At 71.0% G+C, this 15,683-nt stretch carries 15 protein-coding genes and 3 pseudogenes; 10 read left to right on the forward strand and 8 right to left on the reverse strand.

Features of this window, described 5'->3' with window-relative positions; genetic code table 11:
• Nucleotides 1-74: 74 nt before the first annotated feature.
• A pseudogene (locus NLX86_RS22735) lies at nucleotides 75-266 on the reverse strand (ATP-binding protein); the annotation flags it as partial.
• 141 nt (nucleotides 267-407) lie between these two features.
• Between NLX86_RS22735 and NLX86_RS22740 the strand changes: the two are divergent.
• A complete protein-coding gene (locus NLX86_RS22740) occupies nucleotides 408-1,229 on the forward strand; it encodes a helix-turn-helix transcriptional regulator (protein WP_254373613.1) in 822 nt (273 codons plus the stop codon).
• Nucleotides 1,226-1,477, forward strand: a complete 252-nt coding sequence (locus NLX86_RS22745; RefSeq protein WP_254373614.1) for a DUF397 domain-containing protein — start codon at nucleotides 1,226-1,228, stop codon at nucleotides 1,475-1,477. The genes NLX86_RS22740 and NLX86_RS22745 overlap by 4 nt, the downstream gene beginning before the upstream one ends.
• A 678-nt stretch (nucleotides 1,478-2,155) precedes the next feature.
• Here the strand turns inward: NLX86_RS22745 and NLX86_RS22750 are convergent.
• Nucleotides 2,156-2,908, reverse strand: a complete 753-nt coding sequence (locus tag NLX86_RS22750; RefSeq protein ID WP_254373615.1) for a GntR family transcriptional regulator — start codon at nucleotides 2,906-2,908, stop codon at nucleotides 2,156-2,158.
• Nucleotides 2,909-3,056: 148 nt separating this feature from the next.
• Between NLX86_RS22750 and NLX86_RS22755 the strand changes: the two genes are divergently transcribed.
• Both NLX86_RS22755 and NLX86_RS22760 read left to right on the forward strand, forming a co-directional pair.
• A complete protein-coding gene (locus NLX86_RS22755) occupies nucleotides 3,057-3,935 on the forward strand; it encodes a (2Fe-2S)-binding protein (protein ID WP_254373616.1) in 879 nt (292 codons plus the stop codon).
• A gap of 244 nt (nucleotides 3,936-4,179) precedes the next feature.
• Complete coding sequence (locus NLX86_RS22760) at nucleotides 4,180-5,247, forward strand: DUF2637 domain-containing protein (protein WP_254373617.1); 1,068 nt, start codon at nucleotides 4,180-4,182, stop codon at nucleotides 5,245-5,247.
• Between the two features lie 46 nt (nucleotides 5,248-5,293).
• Here NLX86_RS22760 and NLX86_RS22765 read toward each other — a convergent pair whose 3' ends face one another.
• The 4 genes from NLX86_RS22765 to NLX86_RS22780 form a co-directional block, all read right to left on the reverse strand.
• Nucleotides 5,294-5,707 carry an ATP-binding protein gene (locus NLX86_RS22765; RefSeq protein WP_254373618.1) on the reverse strand — a complete coding sequence of 138 codons (414 nt, stop codon included), beginning with the start codon at nucleotides 5,705-5,707 and terminating at the stop codon, nucleotides 5,294-5,296.
• 110 nt (nucleotides 5,708-5,817) lie between these two features.
• Complete coding sequence (locus tag NLX86_RS22770; RefSeq protein ID WP_254373619.1) at nucleotides 5,818-7,560, reverse strand: pyruvate dehydrogenase; 1,743 nt, start codon at nucleotides 7,558-7,560, stop codon at nucleotides 5,818-5,820.
• An 83-nt stretch (nucleotides 7,561-7,643) separates the two neighbouring features.
• Complete coding sequence (locus NLX86_RS22775; RefSeq protein ID WP_254373620.1) at nucleotides 7,644-9,479, reverse strand: protein phosphatase 2C domain-containing protein; 1,836 nt, start codon at nucleotides 9,477-9,479, stop codon at nucleotides 7,644-7,646.
• A 109-nt stretch (nucleotides 9,480-9,588) separates the two neighbouring features.
• A complete protein-coding gene (locus tag NLX86_RS22780) occupies nucleotides 9,589-10,944 on the reverse strand; it encodes a hypothetical protein (RefSeq protein ID WP_254373621.1) in 1,356 nt (451 codons plus the stop codon).
• A 197-nt stretch (nucleotides 10,945-11,141) separates the two neighbouring features.
• On the opposite strand from NLX86_RS22780, the gene NLX86_RS22785 reads away from it, so the two are divergent.
• The 3 genes from NLX86_RS22785 (at nucleotide 11,142) to NLX86_RS22795 (ending at nucleotide 13,119) form a co-directional block, all read left to right on the forward strand.
• Nucleotides 11,142-12,131, forward strand: coding sequence for a LuxR family transcriptional regulator (locus NLX86_RS22785; RefSeq protein ID WP_254373714.1), 990 nt, complete (start codon nucleotides 11,142-11,144; stop codon nucleotides 12,129-12,131).
• A 23-nt stretch (nucleotides 12,132-12,154) separates the two neighbouring features.
• Nucleotides 12,155-12,637: a DUF456 domain-containing protein gene (locus NLX86_RS22790; RefSeq protein WP_254373622.1), complete on the forward strand. Its 483-nt coding sequence runs from the start codon at nucleotides 12,155-12,157 to the stop codon at nucleotides 12,635-12,637.
• Between the two features lie 104 nt (nucleotides 12,638-12,741).
• A complete protein-coding gene (locus NLX86_RS22795; RefSeq protein ID WP_254373623.1) occupies nucleotides 12,742-13,119 on the forward strand; it encodes a PPOX class F420-dependent oxidoreductase in 378 nt (125 codons plus the stop codon).
• A gap of 14 nt (nucleotides 13,120-13,133) precedes the next feature.
• Here the strand turns inward: NLX86_RS22795 and NLX86_RS22800 are convergent.
• Nucleotides 13,134-13,532: pseudogene (locus NLX86_RS22800) on the reverse strand (ISAzo13 family transposase); the annotation flags it as partial.
• Nucleotides 13,533-13,581: 49 nt separating this feature from the next.
• Between NLX86_RS22800 and NLX86_RS35125 the strand changes: the two are divergent.
• The 3 genes and pseudogenes from NLX86_RS35125 to NLX86_RS22810 form a co-directional block, all read left to right on the forward strand.
• Nucleotides 13,582-13,689: pseudogene (locus NLX86_RS35125) on the forward strand (thioredoxin domain-containing protein); the annotation flags it as partial.
• A 16-nt stretch (nucleotides 13,690-13,705) separates the two neighbouring features.
• On the forward strand, nucleotides 13,706-13,858 hold the full coding sequence (locus NLX86_RS22805) for a thioredoxin family protein (RefSeq protein WP_302061649.1): 153 nt from the start codon (nucleotides 13,706-13,708) through the stop codon (nucleotides 13,856-13,858).
• Between the two features lie 698 nt (nucleotides 13,859-14,556).
• Nucleotides 14,557-15,261: a hypothetical protein gene (locus NLX86_RS22810; protein ID WP_254373625.1), complete on the forward strand. Its 705-nt coding sequence runs from the start codon at nucleotides 14,557-14,559 to the stop codon at nucleotides 15,259-15,261.
• 212 nt (nucleotides 15,262-15,473) lie between these two features.
• Here NLX86_RS22810 and NLX86_RS22815 read toward each other — a convergent pair whose 3' ends face one another.
• Nucleotides 15,474-15,668 (reverse strand): AlpA family transcriptional regulator, encoded by a 195-nt coding sequence (locus NLX86_RS22815; RefSeq protein WP_254373626.1) that lies wholly within the window; start codon nucleotides 15,666-15,668, stop codon nucleotides 15,474-15,476.
• Nucleotides 15,669-15,683 lie beyond the last annotated feature (15 nt).

Genomic DNA, 15,683 nt, shown 5'->3' on the forward strand with positions numbered 1-15,683 from the left:
ATCGGACCCAGAAACCTCCCTTTCAGTTCCTCCCGGTTGAACCGGGGATACAACAGAGCGCCTCATGGCGCACCGGCATTGGCAGCCAGCTCGGCGACGACCACGGCTGCGGAGTCGGACAGTTCGCTGCCGTACGGAATGCCCCACACGTCGAGCCGATGGACGGCGAGATGCCGGGCGAGACGCGCACCGAGGCGCGTAGCGCTGAAGCGCTGGGTGAACACACGTACGGTGACGGGAGTGTGGGGCTGGGCAGGTGCTGGCATATGCCCAGGCTGACGGCTTGGCATGGCGCTCACCAGGCCGGCAGGCCGTACGCTGCGTCAGCGTACGGGTACATGGGGTGGACAGTACGCGTAACGGACCGTGACCATGGGTGAGTTGGGCTCCATGGAGGGGGACGGGAAATGCCGGTCAACAGCGAGCCGGAAGCGTCGGACAGCCTCAAGGCATACGGGGCGATGCTGAAGGCGTTCCGCGAACGGGCCGGCCTCACCCAGGAGGACCTGGCCCCGCTGGTGCGGTACTCCCCCCAGACGGTGGCATCGATCGAACAGGGCCGCCGCCTCCCGCCGAAGGACTTCGTCGAGCGGGCGGAAGAGTCGCTGGACGGCTTCGGTGCGTTGCGGGCGGGAGCCCGGCACCTGACGCGAAGGCCGGGGCTGGCGTCCTGGTTCCGCCAGTGGGCGGGGCTGGAGGAGCAGGCGGTGAGCTTGTGCACGTACGAATGCCGGGTGGTGCCGGGTCTGTTGCAGACGGAGGCGTACGCGCGAGCGGTGACCTTGAGCGTTCCCCCGCCGCCGGACGAGGAACAGGTTCAGCAGCGGGTTGCGGCCCGACTGGCGCGCCAGGAGCTGCTCACACGTAGGCCGCCGATCGCATTCAGCTTTATCGTTGAACAGGCGCTGCTGGAACGGCAGACGGGCGGATTGGACGTCACCGGGGAACTCATCGACCACCTGCTGAGGTGGGCCGAACACTGGAACGTCGAGCTGCAGCTCATGCCACTGCGGCAGCCGGATCATGCGGGCTTGGACGGGCCCATGATGCTGTTGGAGACGCCGGAGAACCGCTGGCTCGGCTACACCGAGGGCCAGGAGTCGGGCCAGTTGATCTCCGATCCCAAACAGGTCAGCGTGCTTCTCCAGCGATATGCAAAACTGCGCTCACAGGCTCTCACCCCTGCAGACTCCGTGAGCCTGCTGGAGCGAATGCGAGGAGCGCTATGACCGCCACCGAACTGGCCTGGTTCAAGAGCAGCTACAGCGGCTCCCAGGGCGACGCATGCGTCGAGGTCGCCCTCGCCTGGCGCAAGTCGAGCCGCAGCGGCTCCCAGGGCGACGACTGCGTTGAGGTCGCGACCTGCCCGTCCACCGTCCACGTCCGTGACTCGAAGAACAAGCAGGGCCCGCACCTGGCCCTCGCCCCCACCGCCTGGACGGCATTCGTCACGTACGCCACCTGCGGGGAGCGGTAACCGGGCTGCGCCGGGAGCGAGTCGTTCGGGAAGGGGGCCGCCCTAGCGGGGATTATGGCGGCTCCGGGCCGGGCATCAAGGGCGCTCCCTGCGGTCGCGTCGCTGCGCGATGGCCTTCGGCCACCCTTGACCCCCGTCCCTCCACCGCGAATTGACCAGAGGGGGGGCGGCCCCCGGGGCGGGGCCCGGGGATTCGTCGTCGCTGGCTCCGGTCCGCGCCCGGCCGCAGGCCGGTGAGCGGCTCGGGGCGCGGCGACTCCGGGATGGGCCCGGCCCCGGCTCAGCGGCCGCCGGGTGGTGGGCGGTTGCGGACGCGGCCACTTCGGGATCAGCCCGGCCCGGCTCAGCGGCCGCCAGGCCGGTGGGTGGGGCGCTCGGACGCTCCGGGGTGGGCCCGGCCCCCGACCTGCCGCGCCCCGCAACCACCCGCCGGCCGGTCGCCACTGAACAAACCCGCGCCGCCCACCAGGCTCAGGTGGGGCCCCGCTCCCCAGGGCCGCCCGACGTACATCCGCAGCAGCGGGACACGGCTCGCTGTCAAGAGTGGAGCGAAGCGGAATCGCGCAGCGACGCGACCGCAGGGAGCGCCCTTTACAGGGAGACGAGGCCCGCCAGACTCTCAAACCGGGCGGCCCCGGGTTACCCCGAACCACGCGTACCCGGTCAGGCGGCCCCCGCTCACCCTCCCGCCCCCCTGAAGTGTTCCCGTACCAGCGACTCCACCACCGCGAGGTCCTGGGCGATCAGGGCTCCCAGTAGCGCCGAGTGTTCCGCCGCGTCCGCCACCAGGTCCGCGTGGCGGACCGGCGGGGCGCTTGCTGCCGGCCACTGGGCGCGGCGGTGCAAGTCCGCCGCCACCAGCAGGAGTTGCTGGTTGCCGGCGAGGGCCAGGACCGCGCGGTGGAACGCGCGGTCCGACTCCGCGTACGCCGCAAGATCGCCCCGCGCCGCCGCCAGCGCCGTGGCGTCGGCGAGCGGACGCAGTTCGGCCCAGCGCTCGGCCGGGACCGTACGGGCCAGCCCGAGCATCACCGGCACCTCGATCAGCGCCCGGATCTCCGCCAGCTCGGCGAGTTCGCGCGCACCGCGCCGAACCACCCGGAAGCCCCGATTGGGAACGACCTCGACGGCCCCCTCCAGGGCGAGTTGCTGCATCGCCTCACGGACCGGCGTGGCGGACACGCCGAAGCGCTCGGCCAGAACCGGTGCGGAGTAGAGCGCGCCAGGTTCAAGCTCGCCATCCACCAGCGCCGTCCGCAGCGCGTCGAGTATCTGGCCGCGTACCGAGTGGCGGAACACCCGTGGCGCCGGCGGCTCGCTGTGCGTGTGCTCCCCACGGGCCCCGCCCCCGTCCCCCCGGGCCTGCTCCGGCACCCGGGGCACGGCGGACCCGGCCGGCGACGCGGCGTCACGCGCTCGGGCCTGCTCCACTCGGGTCCTCCTCCGGCGTCCGCTCAGACCCAGCTCGCGAGCGCCAGGGCCTGTATGCACGATAGGCGGACGGGGCTGCAGTTCAAACATCGAACGCGTCGGGTAAGGTAAGGCTAACCTGCTAACGATCGCGATTCGGTGGTCCCGCATGACCGTCCCGGCTTTGCTCCCCAGCGCCGCGCGCCCCCTCGTCCCGACCGGATGCGCGACCGGCTCTCCGGTCGCGGACTCGTACGCGCGCCTTGCCGAGGTGTTCCCCGGTCTGCAGATAAGGGAACCGACCGCGGGCACGGCGACCCCCCGCGGCGCGGGCTGGGTCGGTGCGGACGAACTCGCGGCCGGCGGCCCCGCTCTCGACGCCTTCCTCGCCTGGGACAACGCGCAGGTCCTGAAGGACTACGGGCAGCAGGCCCGCCCCGACGTGATCGCCAGCTTCGGCTTCCACCGGTACGCCTGGCCCGCCTGCCTGCTCATCACGGTGCCGTGGTTTCTGCACCGCCGGGTGCCCCGCACCCCCGTCGGGAACGTCAGCTTCCACCGCACGCTGGGCCGGATGACCGCCCGGGTGGAGAGCTTCGCCTGTCTGCCGGGGGATCCGGCGGCCCTGCTGCCGGGCGCCAGGGTCGTACCGGACGAGGAGGCCCTGCGGGCCGAAGTGCGGGAGGCCGTCGCCGAACACCTCGGGCCGGTCCTGGAGGGCTTCGGCCCGCGGATGCGCCGCGGCAGGCGCGCCCTGTGGGGCATGGCGACGGACGAGATCGTCGAGGGCCTCTGGTACATCTCGCATCTGCTCGGCGAGGAGCAGCGCGCGATGACCGAGCTCGAACTGCTGCTGCCCGGCACCACGGCCCCGTACGTCGGCTCCACCGGCTTCCGTACGCTCACCGGCCCGAACGGCGAGGCGCTGCCCACCCGCGACCGGGCCAGTTGCTGCCTCTTCTACACGCTGCGGCCCGAGGACACCTGCGTCACCTGTCCGCGTACATGCGACGCCGACCGCATCGCCCGGCTGTCCGCCTCCGCGTAGCGCCTCCGCGTAGTGTCACGCCACTCGATGCAGTGACGTAAATCGAACTCAACTCCCTACCTACGGACGGTAGTTCGACCTAGATCGCCCTATCCGGAGGGGTGTGGCCTCCGTTGGCGTCCACTTGCCCCGAAACCCTCATCCCGGCCAACCGGAATCCGCAACTATGGCGGTCCGAACGAGCCGAAACCGCCTGACGCGATGCAAGCGATGCATGCGATGCAAGCGATGCAAGGGACACCGGATGAGACTGACCGACATATCGCTGGACTGGCTGCTTCCGGGCGCCCTGTTGCTCCTGGGCGTGATGGCGGCGGTCGCGGTGCTCGCGCGCGGGAAGCGCGCCGGGGACAAAGCCGCGGCCGACGACACCTGGGAACGCAGTGAGGAACGCCGCCGGCGCAAGGAAGCGGTCTACGGAACCGCCTCCTACCTGCTGCTCTTCTGCTGTGCCGCGGTCGCCGCCGCGCTCTCCTTCCACGGCCTGGTCGGCTTCGGCCGGCAGAACCTGAACCTCACCGGCGGCTGGGAGTACCTGGTCCCCTTCGGACTCGACGGCGCGGCCATGTTCTGCTCGGTCCTCGCCGTACGTGAGGCCAGCCACGGCGACGCGGCACTCGGCTCGCGCCTGCTGGTGTGGACGTTCGCGGGCGCGGCCGCCTGGTTCAACTGGGTGCACGCGCCCCGGGGCCTGGGCCACGCCGGCGCCCCGCAGTTCTTCGCCGGCATGTCACTGTCGGCCGCGGTGCTCTTCGACCGCGCGCTCAAGCAGACGCGCCGGGCGGCACTGCGCGAGCAGGGTCTGGTGCCGCGTCCGCTGCCGCAGATCCGGATCGTGCGGTGGCTACGGGCGCCCCGCGAGACGTTCGGCGCGTGGTCGCTGATGCTGCTGGAGGGCGTACGCACGCTGGACGAGGCGGTCGACGAGGTCCGTGAGGACCGGCGGGAGAAGGAGCAGAACCGGCTCCGCCGCAGGGACCAGGAGAAGCGGGAACGGGCCCACATCAGGGCGCTCAACCGCCAGCACCGGGCGTTCGGCCGCAGCCGCGGCGGCGGCCGTCAGGTGGAGGTCACGGGCATCGCCCCCGGCACGGGTTCCGCGCAGGTCGGCGCGGAACCCGCCATAGCAGAGCCAGGACAACTGCCGCCGCCGCGCCCCCGGCCCTCCCTCCAGGCCGTGACTGGTACGAGCCCGGCCCTCGGTCCTGAGTCCAGGACCGTCGACCTCACCGCCGAGGACGACACCCAGACCCTCCCGCGACTCGACTCCCTGGAGCGCAAACTCAAGGACCTCGAGCAGCAGTTCGGCTGACCGGGCAGTTCGGCTCAACCGGGCGGGGGAATCCGCCGGGCACCTGCTACGCGGGTCCCCCGTCCAGCTCGAACCACACCGCCTTGCCGATCCCGTGCGCCCGCACGCCCCACGCGTCGGCCAGCGCCTGCACCAGCAGCAGCCCCCGGCCGTTCGTAGCGTCGTTGCCGTCGCTCCCGTCGCCTGCGGCCGGCGCGCGCGGCCTCGGGTGCCGGGCGACGAAGTCCCTGACCTCCACACGGAGCCGGGTCGCCGCGACGGTGGCGGTGACCACCGCATCGCGGTCGGTGTGCACCAGCGCATTGGTGACGAGCTCGCTGGTCAGCAGCTCCGCGACCTCCCCACAGTCCGGTCTGCCCCAGTGGCGCAGCAGGTCCCGCAGCGCCCGCCGGACCTCACCCACCGCGGTGAGATCGGCCTTTCCCAGCTTGCGGCTCATCTGCAGCTGTCGCCCAGTCATAGCCCCCACCCGCACAGCTTCCCCCGCCCCTCCCCCTCGAACACGCCTACGAGATGCATGCCCCGCAGGCTTGAGAGCACGCATGTCGATTCATCGACAGTGATCCCGACTCAGAGACGGGGCACATTCCGCAGGTTGGAGCGCGCCATCTGCACCATCCGGCCCACTCCGCCGTCCAGCACGATCTTGCTCGTGGAGAGGGCGAAGCCCGTCACCATCTCCGCGCGGATCTTCGGCGGGATGGACAGCGCGTTCGGGTCGGTGACCACGTCCACCAGGGCCGGACCCTTGTGCTTGAACGCCTCCTTCAGCGCACCCACGAGCTGTTTCGGCTTCTCCACCCGCACCCCGTACGCGCCGGCCGCGTTGGCGATCGCCGCGAAGTCCGGGTTCCGGTTCGTCGTTCCGTACGACGGGAGCCCGGCGACCAGCATCTCCAGCTCGACCATGCTCAGCGAGGAGTTGTTGAACAGCACGATCTTCACTGGCAGGTCGTACTGCACCAGGGTGAGGAAGTCGCCCATCAGCATGGTGAATCCGCCGTCGCCGGACATCGAGATCACCTGGCGGCCACGGTCGGTGAACTGCGCGCCGATCGCCTGCGGCAGCGCGTTCGCCATCGAGCCGTGGCTGAACGAGCCGATGATGCGCCGTCTGCCGTTCGGGGAGAGGTAACGGGCCGCCCAGACGTTGCACATCCCGGTGTCCACGGTGAACACCGCGTCGTCGTCCGCGAGTTCGTCCAGTACGGACGCCACGTACTCCGGGTGGAGGGGAACGTGCTTCTCCACCTTGCGGGTGTACGCCTTGATCACGCCTTCGAGGGCGTCCGCGTGCTTCTTGAGCATCCGGTCCAGGAACTTGCGGTCGGTCTTGGCCCTGACCCGCGGGATCAGACAGCGCAGCGTCTCGCGCACATCGCCCCAGACCGCGAGGTCGAGCTTGGAGCGGCGGCCGAGGTGCTCCGGGCGGACGTCCACCTGGGCGATCTCGACGTCGTCGGGGAGGAACGCGTTGTACGGGAAGTCGGTGCCCAGCAGGATCAGCAGATCGCACTCGTGGGTGGCCTCGTAGGCGGCGCCGTAGCCGAGCAGCCCGCTCATGCCGACGTCGTACGGATTGTCGTACTGGATCCACTCCTTGCCGCGCAGCGCGTGCCCCACCGGAGACTTGATCCGCTCCGCGAACTCCATCACCTCGGCGTGGGCGCCGGCCGTGCCGCTGCCGCAGAACAGGGTCACCCGGTCGGCCTGGTCGATCATGCGCACCAGCTTGTCGATCTCCGTGTCGCCCGGCCGTACGGTCGGGCGCGAGGTGACCAGGGCGTGCTCCACCGCCTTGTCGGGGACGGCCTGCGCTGCGATGTCGCCCGGCAGAGTGACCACGCTGACCCCGCTGCGACCGACCGCGTGCTGCACCGCCGTCTGGAGCAGGCGGGGCATCTGCTTCGGGTTGGAGATCATCTCGCTGTAGTGGCTGCACTCGCGGAACAGCTGGTCGGGGTGGGTCTCCTGGAAGTAGCCGAGGCCGATCTCGCTCGACGGGATGTGCGAGGCGAGGGCCAGCACCGGGGCCATCGAGCGGTGCGCGTCGTAGAGGCCGTTGATGAGGTGCAGGTTGCCGGGGCCGCAGGAGCCGGCGCACGCGGCGAGCCTGCCGGTGATCTGGGCCTCGGCGCCGGCCGCGAAGGCGGCCGTCTCCTCGTGCCTGACGTGGATCCATTCGATGGCGGCGTTACGGCGGATGGCGTCGACGACGGGGTTCAGGCTGTCGCCGACGACGCCGTACAGGCGCTGCACGCCTGCGCGCACGAGGATGTCGACGAACTGCTCCGCCACGTTCTGTTTGGCCATGGGGCGCGCGCCCTTTCCGGTCTGGTCCGGTCTGGTCCGGTCGTGTGGATCTCCGGGACTCCATCAACCCACGCCGGGCGCGCTTACGCCTCCCAGACTGCGGCAGCCGTGCGGTCGTCCGCGTACCCCTTCACCCGGAGCTGGGTGTCCGCCAGGAACGCGGCGAGGCCGGGCGCGTCGTGCGGCGCCCAGCGCTCGGCGAGCAGCTTCGCGAGCGAGGGCTCGCCGCGCAGCGGCTCGGCGAGGCCGTTGCTGCAGAGCAGGAGCGTGTCCCCCGGGCGGGCGACGGAGGCCCGGAAGCGGAACGGTTCTGTCCGAGGTGGCAGGCTCTCGACGTACGGCGACGAGGCCGTCGTGATGCCCAGGTCCATGGTGAGCCGGTCCCCCTCGGCGCCCTCGCTCGGCACCGAGCCGTAGCCGACCACGGGCTCGCCCGTGGCCTCCGCGACCTGCGGCTCGATGTCCTGCCAGGCGCCGTCACGGAGGCGGAAGAGCCCTCCCGCGCCGATCCCGAAGAACACCCTCGTACGGCACTCCGGGTCGGCGGGCAGCAGCAGGCAGCGCAGGGTCGCGGTGTACTCGTCGGGTTCCAGGCCCAGTTCGGCGGCGCGGGCGCGGAGCTTGCCGTAGCTCCGGTCGGTGAGCCGGTGGAGGCCGGACTTCAGGTCGCCGCGCCGGCCTGCCCTTATGTCCTCGGACAGCCGGGCGTGGCTGCGGCCGACCGCCCCGCCGATCCAGCGGCAGACGTCGCCGGCGGCCCGGTGCGCGCCCTTGTTGGCGCGCGCGCCACCGGCCAGGGCGACCAGTACGAGGGCGGCTTCGCCGGTGCCGAAGCGGGCGGTGAGCAGCGAGTCGCGGCGCGGTTCGCCGCGGTAGCGGGCGGAGTCGCCGCGTACGGAGGCGGCGCGCAGGATGTACGTGCCGTACCGGGCGCCGTCGAGGACGGTGTCGGCGACGAGATCGTCCAGCAGGGCGGGATCGGCGGCGGGCAGCGCGGTGGGCTCTGCGTCGTAGGTGGGCGGCCGCCCCCCTACGAACCCGACAACGGGCCGCGAAGCCGCCTCCGGCGCGGGGGCGGCATGCCGTGGCCGCCCGGTCGCCCGCGGCGGCTCGGCGGGGGACGGGGCGGGTGGCCTGGGCCCGGCGTGCGGCCCGGCGGGGGCGGGCGGCGCCGGTTGCCCGGCGGGTGGGCGCGGCCCGGCGGGCGCGGGCGGCCCGGCGGGGGCGGGTGGTGACGGGGCCGATTGCTCGGGTGCGGCCGGCAGCCCGGCGGGGGCGGGTGGCCCAGCGGGCGTCGGTTGCCCGGCGGGCGCGGATGACGGCTGGGCCAGTTGCCCGGGTGCGGCCGGCGGCGCGGCGGGGGCGGGTGGGGCCGTCTGGGCGGGCACCTCACGGGCAGCCGCAGAGGACGTCACTGGTGGTGCGGGGGGTGCCGGCGGCGCCGACTGTTCGGCCGCAGGCAGATGGGGCGGCTGCGCCGGTTGTCCGGGCGCAGACCGGCGGGCCGGCAGTACGGGTGGGGCCGGCTCGCGGGCCGGTGGTACGGGTGGGGCCGGCTCGCCGGCCGCCGGGGGTGGCTCCGCGAACCTCGGGTCAGAGCCCGGTGGTTGAGCCCGTGGCGGGCGGTCGGTTACGGCCTTCCCCGGAGGCGGCGAACCGTCGGCCCCGCATGCCTCCGGCGGCTCCCAGGGCCCGCGCGGCCGGGGCGGGCGCGCCGGTGGCGGGTCGGGTACCGGTACGGGGGCCGGCGGAGCCACCGTGCCCAAGGCGGAGTTGAAGCGGTCTTCCAGGGTGTCGGTGTCGGTGTCCGTGTCGGTGTCGCCCGTCGCGGCCGGGGCCGTGTCCGGGGCGGATTCGTCGTACAGCCGGTTCCACCAGTCGTCCTCGCCGGTGGTGGGCCTCTCCCCCTGCTGGCTCATGCCCCTATTGTCCACCGCGCGGGCCGTACGAAAACGGGGCAACACGAAAAAGAAGTCCGCCGAGCGACCCCACCCCCCACGGGAAGGACGCCCGGCGGACCCTTCGTGGCTACCGCACGTCGTACGCGCGAACCACGGTCTGGGTGACGGAGTTGCCCTTGGCGTCCGTCAGTTCGGACCTGAGCGTGACCTGCTTGCCCGCGGCCCCCGCGTGGTCAACCGTGGCGGTCCACCGGCCGTCCCGCTGGGACGCCTTGGCCTCCGTCCAGGTCTCGCCCTTGTCGTACGAGTACGAAAGCTTCGCAGAGTTGAGCGTCGCCGGGGTGTATCCGGCTTGACCGCTGACCCTCAGTCCGATCAACTGGCCGTCCGCCGCGGGCAGCGTCTTCAGGCCGTCCTCGGGAAGGTCGTAGCCGGGGAAGAGCACCCCCAGGCCCTGCGAGTACGCGGACTCGTCGAGCTTCGAGCGGAACTTCCAGACCGTCTTGACGCTCTGGCACCGCTGCCAGACCCTGGCGGGGCTGCCGATCTTCAGGACGAATTGCTCCAGTTCGTAAGGGGAGTCCTCGGCCGGGACCTCGAACACCCCGAACGGGCCGGCGCTCCTGCCGATCTCCTCACCGTCGCGCCGCAGCACCAGGTTGCCGATGTCGCCGAAGCCGCCCGCGTGCGCGAAGTGGCCGCTGTCGCCCCACATCGCGGATGCGAAGCCGATCAGGTTGCCCTGCCGCTCCGCTGCCAGGACCCGCTTGCCCGCCGTGTCCCGTGGCGCGACGGGGGCCACCACACCGTCGTACCAGCTCTCCGACCGCGACTGCCCCTTCCGGTACGTGCGCTGCTGGTCGGCCATCAGCTCGCCGAACGGGAAGCTGCTGCCGACGAGGTGGTCCCAGGCGGTGTCCCCGGCCGAGTAGAACTCGGTGCGCTTGCCCGGCACCGGAACGAACTCGGTGCCACCGAAGTAGACGGCGGAGCCCACCGGCCGGTAAGCGGCGGTGCTGTCGAAGAAGTCCGTCGCCACACCCATCGCGTGGTACGTCGCCTCCACCTCGGCCAGCTCACCGTCGCGCACCCGGTAGGTGCGGTCCGAGCCGATCCGGCCGGTCTCGGGAAACGCCAGGTTGTAGAGGTACGGGCTCTTGGCGGTGGCCTTCCAGCGCAGCGTGACCTCGCCCGCCCGCCGGGTCTGTACGAACGGCAGGGTCCCGTCCTCGCGTGGCAGCGCGGTGGCGGCGGTGCGGCCCGAACCGTCGGTGCTGACCAGCACCTTGTCGCCGGTGACCAGAGTCACCGTGGCCGTCCGGCCCTCTTGTCCGGCGGCCTGGCTGCTGCCGACCAGGGGGCTCTTCTCCGTCCTGTCCGCCGTCGCCGCGTCCTGCGGCTGTGCCGCTGACGGCGGGACCGCGGTGACGGCCAGGACGGCGGCTGTCGCCGCCCCCAGCGCCGTACGCGATATCAGGCGCATCGCTCTCCCCAGGTGATTTCCGGCCAAATTTCCTCGACGGATCAAGCGCCTTATGGCGGGCGGATGTTGATGCTGCGGTGGCGACACATTGACAGAGAGGCGGGGGGTGCGGGGATGATGCGCGGCGGCGGGTTTGCGCCGTGGCGGTTTCCCGCCAGGGCCGCGGAATGGATGTGTCCGGTGAGGGGTGGATGCGAGTGCTCAGTGCCATAGGTCTGGACGAGGCGCAGGAGTCGGCGTATCGCGTGCTCGTCGCGCTCGGAGCCGCCGACGTGCCCGATCTCGCCCACCGGCTGTCCCTCCCGGAGGCCGACACCGAGCGGGCGCTGCGCCGGCTGGAGCGGCAGGGGCTGGCGGCCCAGTCCTCCGCCCGCCCCGGCCGCTGGGTGGCCGCCCCGCCGGGCGTCGCGCTGGGCGCGCTGCTCACCCAGCAGCGCCATGAGCTGGAGCAGGCGGAGCTGGCGGCCGCGCTGCTGGCCGAGGAGTACCGGGCCGAGGCCGCCGAGCCGGCGGTGCACGACCTGGTGGAGGTGGTGACGGGCGCGAGCGCGGTCGCGCACCGGTTTCTGCAGTTGCAGCTCGGTGCGACGGACGAGGTCTGCGCCCTGGTGACGGGGAGGCCGATCGCGGTCACCGGCATGGACAACGAGGCGGAGGAGCGGGCCGCGACGCGCGGGGTCGCGTACCGGGTGGTGCTCGAACGGGAGGTGCTGGCGTCACCGACCGGGATCACCGAGCTGGCGGCCGCGCTGGGCCGCGACGAGCAGGTACGGACGATCGAGCGGGTCCCGACGAAGCTGATGATCGCGGACCGCAGCATGGCGATGGTGCCTCTCACTCCGCATACCGCCGAGCCCGCCGCGCTGGTGGTGCACGCCAGCGGTCTGCTCGAATCGCTGATGGGCCTGTTCGAGGCGGTGTGGCGGCAGGCGCTTCCGCTGCGGCTCGGCGCCGGCGGCCAGGTCAGGGAGGAGGACATCGGCCCGGACGGCACCGATCTGGAGGTCCTCTCGCTGCTGCTGGCCGGGATGACCGACGCGAGCGTCGCCAAACAGCTGGACCTGGGGCTGCGGACCGTACAGCGCCGGGTGAAGGGCCTGATGGAGCTGACCGGGGTGACGACGCGGCTGCAGCTCGGCTGGCACGCGTACGAAAGGGGCTGGGTGGCCCGCGACCTGCGCTTCTGAGCCTGCTCCTGCACGCTGGGCAGATGGGCGTGGCAGAGCTCCTCCTGGTGGGCCTGGTGATGCTGCTCGGCCTTCTCGGGGTGCTGATTCCGGGCGTGCCCGGCTCCTGGCTGGTGTGGGCCGCCTTCCTGTGGTGGGCGCTGCACGTGAAGACCGGCCCGGCGTGGTGGCTGCTGGTGGGCGCCACGGCGTTGCTGCTGGTCACCCAGGCGGTGACGTGGCTGCTGCCGCCCCGCCGGCTGCGCGGAGTGGGCGTCAACCGCCGGATGGCGGTGTTCGCCGGGGCCGGGGCGCTGGCCGGCTTCGTCCTGGTCCCGGTGATCGGTGCGGTACCCGGGTTCATCGGCGGGATCTACGGCTCCGAGCGGCTGCGGCTGGGGCGGCACGGCGAGGCGGCGGCGTCGACGCGGGCGGTGATGCGGGCGATCGGGACGAGTGTGCTGGTGGAGTTGTTCGCCTGCCTGCTGATTTTCGGTGCCTGGATCGGGGCGGTGGTGGCGGCCTGACCGGCCTGTGGGTCTGCCGTTCTGCGGAGCCGTTCTGAAGACGTAGGACTCGCCTGCGTCTGACGGCCGATGCGCGGGAGAGTCACGCGTGTGAGGCTGGGCCCATGACCGAATTCAGCGAGGCCGAGCGCGCGTATCTCAGGTCCCAGCGCCTCGGGCGACTGGCGACCGTCGACCCGAAGGGCCAGCCGCAGGCGAACCCGGTCGGCTTCTTCCCGCAGGAGGACGGGACGATCCTGGTCGGCGGACTCGCCATGGGCAAGACGAAGAAGTGGCGGAACCTGACGGAGAATCCGAAGGTCGCCCTGGTCGTGGACGACATCGTCAGCCTCAAGCCGTGGACGGTACGGGGAGTGGACATCCGCGGAGAGGCCGAACTCCTCACCGGGCCGCACGAGCTGGGTCCGCACTTCAGCGAGGAGGTCATCCGCATCCACCCGCGGAAGATCCACAGCTGGGGCCTGGAGAACACCGCCCCCTGAGGGCTTGCAGATCATTAACACGTTGTTTTGATCTTGTTGTCCTCGCCGGTCTGGGCCTGGACCCGGGCCTGAAGGGCGGCGAGCGTCGTGGGTGGGGTGGTCGCGGGTGGGATGGTGATGCCGTGTGTCTCGAGCAGTCGCCGGTTCTTCAGCAGGGTGCGGTGCTTGGCGGTGCGGCTGGTGCCGAACAGCACGGCGAGGGGTTCCGCGGCGAGGGCGGCCCGTGGGTGGAGCACGGTGGCCAGGACCTGGTCGGGGAAGGTCAGCCGGGGCGGGTATCCCCGTCTGGGGCCAGTGTCTCGGTGAGGTCGTTCAGTTGCCGGCGGGTCATCCCGGTCAGTGCGGGATCGGCAGAGCAGGTCCTGGTCCCACGCCGGCTCCGGCGTCTGCGGGGTCCGGGCCGCCGGGATTACTGAACCCATGGCCGTGATCGACGTGACCAGCGCCTAGCAGTTCGAAGAATTGCTCCGCAAGAGTGCGAAGGCGGCCGTGGAATTCACGGCCGAGTGGTGTGGCCCTGGCAGGCTCATCACCCCTGTCTTCAATCAACTCTCCGAGCAATACCGCGACATCGTGTTCGTGTCCCCTGGACGTCGACAAGGTCGCTCCCGTGGCTCAGAAGTACAGCATCCGAGCCATGCCCACGTTCATCTTCTTCAAGAACGGCGAGAGGGCCGACGACATGACGGGGGCGAACAAGGTTGGGCTCGAAGGCAAGGTGAAGATGCTGGCCGCGTAGTGTCCGGTGCACCGTCGCCGATCATCAGGCCAGCCGCGGCCTGACTCGGAGGCCCCGGCCTCGCCCCGCAGGACACCGAATAACCTCCCCGGGCCGCCGTTGGAGGACGACTCACCGGTGTGTTGGCCTTCGTCACTGACAGTGAGGTTTACCGTGGCCAGATGACTCCCCGCCAGGCGGCCGTGGGCGGGGAAATCTAACTGGCCACCGGCACCCTGCGGTGCTTGTAGGTTGCTTGGTTGATTGGTGCGCAGTTTCGCTGATCGGCGACACCCGCGCTCCCGGGCAGGAGCGGTGGTCGAGCGGGGACGTGAGCCAGGCCGACCGGAAACGCCTCAACCTATCCCGACACCGAAGTGTCCTCCACCGGCAGAGCCAGGACTCGACTGGGTCTGACTGGCCGGTCACCCGCGGGCTCTCTACGGAACCCTCGTGTTTCGAAAGTGTCCCATCCAGCGCGATGCTCTCAAGGCACGGCACGGTGGTCTTGACGTTCCGGGCGACGTCGCGATGCAGCTGCCGCTTGCGCGTGGGCGACAACCTCAATGCACCGGCGGTATAAGTAAATTGGAGAGGTTCCGTGGCGGAGGTGCAGTCGTCACGGATGTCGCGCGTCACGCATTCTGAGCGAACCGGAGGCGGTGTCCGCGCCTGGTCGCGGTCAGGGGGACACATTGCAACGACAGCACCGTCCAAGAGTGCACGAGGCGGCGGTGGCCGCGGCGGCGGCCCTGCTGGCGGTCGCGCTCACGGGCTGCTCGGGCGGCGACGGGGCCGGGGCCCGGGGTTCCGCGCAGGACACGCCGTCGGCGTCACTGTCGGCCGCCCCCTCACCCACGCCCACCGAGCCCTACACCGACGACGACCAGGTACTGCTCGCCAAGGACGACTGCTACGGCCCGGCAGGCACTGCGGGAGAGTTCGCCCAGGTCGTCGAGACCGCGTGCGATGACCCGGAAGCATACGGCAGGGTGCTCAAGCGCAGCGAGGAGGAACTGACGCTGACCTCGATACCCGACTGCCCCGACCCCACCGACCAGGTCATGGGCATCACTTACGGCAAGGAGAAGGTCTCCGTCACAGAGGAGGTCGCTGGCCCGCTTCACTACGTCACCTACGCTGTAGGGCACGGCTACGCCTGCGTACGCAACCTCAAGGCACCCCACCCCGGCGACCGGGGCGGCGGCGGCATGGAGATCAGAGTGGGCGACTGCCTCGAAAACACCGCCACCGGCTACAAGGAGATCGCCTGCGACGGCGACAAGACTCCCGACCTCAAAATCAACAAGGACACCTTCGACGGCGACGACTGCCCGAACAAAGACGACGTCAAACTGTCGCCCAACACACTCGTCGACCGACTGGGCCTGAGCCGCTCAATGCTCTGCGCAGAACAGCTATAGCACCGACACCCCCGAAGCGGCCCGCCGAAAGGAGCCGCTTCTTCGTAGGGCAGGAGGGCGGCGACGCGGGCGACCAGCACGAGGAACGCTTTGACGGACAGTCCGGTCCAGTGCAGCAGGGATCAGGGCCGCAGGCTAGTGACGTTGATCTTGAGCACGAACGGACACAACGACGGATTAGGTCAGTTACTTCCTGTATCGGGAAAGGTCAGTTAATCTCCGCGCTTTGGGTGCGTTGCACGCCAGGCGTCGAGCCGATCCACGGGCCACAGGGGTGTGCGGCCGACGTAGACGGGGGCGGGGAAGTCGGCGCGGCTGCTGTTGAGGTTGTAGACGTGCTGGACGGTGACCTTGAGTCGTGCTGCCGCCTGTCGGGCGTCTTCATATCCGGGAATTGTGATGGCCATGGACCCATTCTACCT

The organism is Streptomyces sp. A3M-1-3, from assembly GCF_024213665.1.
Classification (GTDB): domain Bacteria; phylum Actinomycetota; class Actinomycetes; order Streptomycetales; family Streptomycetaceae; genus Streptomyces.